Annotated in this window: 1 protein-coding gene and 1 pseudogene; both read left to right on the forward strand. The window is 69.8% G+C overall.

Annotated elements, in window-relative coordinates; translation table 11 throughout:
- Positions 1-5054 (forward strand): Hpt domain-containing protein (locus RWO33_RS18770; RefSeq protein ID WP_314106786.1); only part of this gene is annotated, 5054 nt, incomplete at its 5' end.
- Positions 5047-5672: pseudogene (locus tag RWO33_RS18775) on the forward strand (chemotaxis protein); the annotation flags it as partial. The gene RWO33_RS18770 and the pseudogene RWO33_RS18775, both read left to right, overlap by 8 nt.

A 5672-nucleotide genomic window follows, 5' to 3' on the forward strand; every position in this document is an offset into this window, starting at 1 on the left:
CAGCACCGCCGGTCGAGCCGGCGGCCACGCCCGCGCCCGTGCTGGTGTTCGAAGCGTCCACCGCACCGGTGGCCGTCGACGCCCCGCACTGGACGTTGCACGGCGAGCCCGCGCGCACCGATACCGCCCCCACCTTCGCCCACTTCGATCCGGTCGTGGCCGAAGAGGCCGGCCCTGGCCAGGCGTGGGGCGTTGCCCCCACCGATATCGCACCGATCGTGCTGGACGGAGCCGATGCAGACGCCTCTGCCCACGACAACCATGCCAGCGTTGCGGCGACCGGCTTCGATCCGGTGGCCGCAGAGCAGGACGCGCTGGAACTGAGCGACGAGCCGATCGAGTTCACCTTCGACGAGCCGCTGCAGAATGCAGGCGATGTGCTCTCGCTGCAGATCGACGACCTGCCGGCGCAAGCGCCGGTTGCGGACGCCACGCTGGACGTGCAGGCGCTTCCGGACTTCCTGCAGGAACAGGTGGAGCAGGTGGATGCGCCGCTGGACGCGCCCGTCGAGGAGATCGAGGCGCCCGCCGCGCCGGTCGCCACCGGTGGCGTGCAGGAAGCGGTGATCGGCACGATCGAACTGGACGACGAGTCGGCCCGGTTCCTGGCCGAGCTGGATATCGCCGCATCGCAGTTCTCCACCGTGCCGGTGGTCGAAGCGTCCGCGCTGGTGGACGCACAGGCCGCCGTGCACGCCGGTGAGGCCGACGACGGCAGCATCGACGCCGGCTTCGAGGACGATGGCGAGAACATCGACCAGGACATCCGCGAAGTCTTCATCGAAGAATTCGACGAAGAACTGGTCAACCTCGGCAACCTGCTGCCGGTCTGGCGCATGGCGCCGGACAACATGGACCGCCTGCGTCCGATCCGCCGGGTGTTCCATACCCTGAAGGGCAGTGGTCGCCTGGTCGGTGCGCGCACCCTCGGTGAGTTCAGCTGGAAAATCGAGGGCATGCTCAACCGCGTGCTCGACGGCAGCCGCCCGGCATCGCCGGCCGTGGTCGCCATGGTCACCCAGGCCTATGAAGTGCTGCCGCAGCTGAATGCCGCGCTGCGCGACGGCAGCCGCGTGAGCGCCGACCTGCAGGCCATGCAGGCCATCGCCGACCGCGTGGGCGCCGGCGAAGAAACCTTCCATGTGCCGCTGCAGCGCCCGGCCCCGGTCGCTGCGCCGGTGGACGCGGTGGACGCGCTTGAAACGATCGACGCCGTGGAAGCGGTGGAAGTGGTGGAAGCCGTGGACGCCGTGGAGCCGGAAATCGCCGGTACCCCGGCCAATATCGACGACGTGCTGCGTGAGATCCTGGAGGCCGAAGTCGAAGCCCACCACGCCACGCTGCAGGCGTGGCTGCAGGAGGCCCAGGCGGCGCCGCAGCCGGTCACCGACAGCCTGCTGCGCGCGGTGCACACCATGAACGGCGCGTTCGCGATGACCGACGTGCCGGAAATCACCGCCGTCACCGGCGGCGCGGAGAGCTTCATCAAGCGCTCGCTGGCGGCCGATGCGGTGCCCGACGCCGACGGCGTCGCGGCCCTCTCGGCAACTGCCGCAGCGATCCGCGCCACCATGACCGCGCTGCAGGCCGAAGCGCCGCGCATTCCATCGCAGGCCGCGCTCGCGCAGCGCCTGCAGGCGCTGGCCGAAACCCTGCCCGAAGCGCGCTGGCCGGTGCTGGTGGCCGACGATGGTTCGGACCTGGATGGCGATATCGAGGATATCGAGGCCGTCGAGGCGGTCGAAGCCATCGAGGTTGACGTTGACGGAGAACGCGACGCCGAAGCTGACGCATCGCGCGACGCGCACGATGTCACCGCGCACGAACTGGCTGCGTTCTCGGCGCAGTTCGACGAGCGCAATGGCTTTGCGGTTGCCGACGACAGCACCGACAGCGCCCTGCAGGAGGCCATCGTCGACGCCGACGCGTTGTCGATCGTCGAGGCCGTCGACACCGACGATACGATTGAGTTGATCGAAGCTGATGCCGAAGCCGAAGCCGAAGCCGAAGCCCCCGCCGCCGGGGATGCCCTGGTGGTCGATGAGCTCACCGGCAGCGATGACCTGTCGGCGTACTTCGACGCCGGGCTGGTCACCTCGTTCGAGGTGCAGGACGTTGCCCCGGTCCAGCCGCAGGAGGTGCCGGAAGCCGCCGCCGACGCCATCGTCGAGCACGGCCTGGAGGCTGTGGAGCTGACCGGTGCCGACGATCTGTCGCGCTACTACGAAAACACCCTGCCCGGCACCGAAGACGCCGTGCAGGCCGTGGAGCTGGAGGCTGCCGAAGCCGACGCGCTGCACGAAGCACTCCAAGCCGCCGACACCACCGACGTGGCCGAACCGGAAACCGCGGTCGCCGGGACGCTCGACGTGCTCGACGTCGCCGCGGACGACGTGGTCACCGACGACACTGACAGCGACAACACCGACAGCGACAACACCGACAGCGACGACACCGACAGCGACGCGCTGGACGACGTGCTGCCGACGACCCCGGCGTTTGGCGAACCGGTCGCGCTGCAGCAGGCACTGGACGACGGGCTCACCATTGTCGAGGGGCCTGATGCCGTGGCCTCCAGCGACGATACGGTCGTGCTTGGCCTGGAGGCCTCGCACCCGGCGCTGGACGAAGCCGATGCCTTCGCGCAGGACGCCGCCGCGCTGGAAGAAGCGCCGGCCGTGGTCGACGAACCCGCCGCCGACGAGCTCGACGATGCCGGCTCGCTGGACTTCAACGTGCTCGACCGCGAACTGGTCGACATCTTCGTCGAAGAAGGCAAGGACCTGCTGGATCATTGCGATGGCCTGATCAGCGAGCTGCGCGCCGCGCCGCAGGACCGTGAGGTCCTGGCGGGCCTGCAGCGCGACCTGCATACCCTGAAGGGTGGCGCGCGGATGGCCGGCATCAACGCCATCGGCGACCTCGGCCATGGCATCGAATCGCTGCTGGAGGCGGTCGCCGCCAACCGCACCGACATCGACCGCAGCGACGTCCAGCTGCTGGAGCGGGGCTTCGACCGCCTGCACCAGATGCTGACCCGCACCGGCAGGCATCGCGACGTGGCGATGCCCGACGACCTGATCGCCGCCTTCGAACAGCGCACGCTGGGACGCGACGAGGCCACCGATGTAGCGTTGCCCGAAACGGCGGCCGTGGAGATCGACAGCGCCGTGGCTGCCGCGCCGCTGTCGGCGCCGGTGCCGCTGGAAGCCTCCAGCGACGAGGACAGCCTGGCCCGTCCGCAGCAGGAACAGGTGCGCGTGCGCGCCGACCTGCTCGACCGCCTGGTCAACCATGCCGGTGAAGTGGCGATCTACCGTTCGCGCCTGGAACAGCAGCTCGGTGCTTTCCGCGGCGCCATGGGCGAACTGGACCGCACCAACGCACGTCTGCGCGACCAGCTGCGCCGCCTGGACCTGGAAACCGAGGCCCAGATCGTGGCCCGCTACCAGCGCGAACAGGAGCAGGTCGACCACAAGTTCGACCCGCTGGAACTGGACCGTTTCTCGACCCTGCAGCAGCTCAGCCGTGCGCTGAACGAGTCCGCAGCCGACCTTGGCGGCCTGCAGGGCGTGCTGGACGACCTGTCGCGCCAGTACGACGTCCTGCTGCAGCAGCAGTCGCGGGTCAGCTCGGAACTGCAGGATGGCCTGATGCGTGCGCGCATGGTGCCGTTCGACGGCCTGGTGCCGCGCCTGCGTCGCGTGGTGCGCCAGGCCGGCCAGGACACCGGCAAGCTGGTCCACGTCACCCTGGACGGTACCCACGGCGAACTCGACCGCAACGTGCTCGACCGCATGGTCGCGCCGCTGGAACACATGCTGCGCAACTCGGTCGCGCACGGCGTGGAAACGCCGGAACAGCGCCGCGCCGCCGGCAAGCCGGAGGAAGGCGAGATCGCCATCCGCCTGCGCCGCGAAGGCTCGGAAATCGTGCTGGAAGTGGCCGATGACGGTGCCGGCCTGAACCGCGAGGCGATCCTCCGCCGCGCCGAACAGCGTGGCCTGGTCGAAGCCGATGCCGTGCTTTCCGACGCCCAGCTGGACGCGATGATCTTCTCGGCCGGGTTCAGTACCGCCGACCAGGTCAGCCAGCTGGCCGGCCGTGGCGTCGGCATGGACGTGGTGCACAACGAAGTCCGCCAGCTCGGCGGTACCGTGGACATCCGCTCGGAGCCGGGCAAGGGCGTCACCTTCACCCTGCGCCTGCCGCAGACCCTGGCGGTCACCCAGGCGGTGTTCGTGCAGATCGGCGACACCACCTTCGCGGTGCCGGTGGCTTCGGTCAGCGGTATCGGCCGAATCTCGCGCGAGCGCTTCGAATCGGCCGAGGGCGGTTACCACTACGGCGGCGAAGAGTTCGTGCTGCACGACCTGGGCACGCTGGTCGGCCAGGGCCAGGCCCGCGCCGAAGGCCAGGCCCAGGTGCCGCTGCTGCTGGTGCGTGCCGGTGAGCTGCGCGCGGCGGTGGCGATCGACCAGGTACTCGGCAACCGCGAAATCGTGGTCAAGCCGGTCGGCCTGCAGATCGCCTCGGTCCCGGGCATCTACGGCGCCACCATCACCGGCGATGGCCGCGTGGTGGTGATCCTGGACGTCGCCCCGCTGGTGCGTCGTTACCAGGCCAACCCGCTCAAGCCGGTTGCCCCGGCCACCCAGGCCAGCGACCGCCAGGCGCCGCTGGTGATGGTGGTCGACGACTCGCTGACCATGCGCAAGGTCACCGGCCGCATCCTGGAGCGCCACAACTTCGAAGTCACCGTCGCCCGCGACGGCATCGAAGCGCTGGAGCGGCTCGAGGAGCGCGTGCCCGACCTGATGCTGCTGGACATTGAAATGCCGCGCATGGATGGCTATGAGCTGGCCACCGCGATGCGCGCCGATCCACGCTACAAGGGCGTGCCGATCGTGATGATCACCTCGCGCAGCGGCGACAAGCACCGTCAACGCGCCTTTGAAATCGGTGTCCAGCGCTACCTGGGCAAGCCGTACCAGGAGCTGGACCTGATGCGAAACGTGTATGACCTGCTGGGGATCGCCCGTGCCCGTGAATGACCTGAACCCGCTGCCGCTCGTGGCACTGCTGGCACGGGTCGGCCCGGCGCGCGAGCGCCTGCGCGAAGCGCTGGCCCAGGCCGGTGCGACCGTGGTGCTGGAAGAAGATCCCAACAGCGTCGATGCTGAAACCCTGGGGGGCGTGGACGCCGGCGCGGTGCTGATCGCGCTGGAGCCGGCCATCGAGGATGCGCTGGAACGCCTCGACCCGGTACTGGCGTCGCCCGCGCTGACCGTTATCTTCGACGAGGCCGAACTGGCCGCGCGTCGCGAGGGCTGGGAAGCGCAGCGCTGGGCCCGCCACCTGGTGGCCAAGTTGCATGGCCACCAGGACGTGCTGCCGCCGGGCTCGGAACAGGAAGGCCTGTTGCAACCCGAACCGGGCCTGCCGCAGACCCCGGCCGAACTGCATGCGGACGCGCCGCTGGAATTCCACGTCCGCGAAGCGTTCGACGCCGCCGCCGACGTGCCCACCGACGGCCTGTACACGCCACCGGAGGCCTACAGCGAACCGATGTCGCTGGAAGAGGCGCTGGCCGCGATGCAGGCGCCCGCCGCTGCACCCGCGAGCGAGCCGCCGCCGGTGCCGGCGAGCGTGCCCGCCGCGCCGCCTGCCGC

Origin of the sequence: uncultured Stenotrophomonas sp. (genome assembly GCF_963519925.1) — a bacterium.
Taxonomy (GTDB): domain Bacteria; phylum Pseudomonadota; class Gammaproteobacteria; order Xanthomonadales; family Xanthomonadaceae; genus Stenotrophomonas; species Stenotrophomonas maltophilia_AE.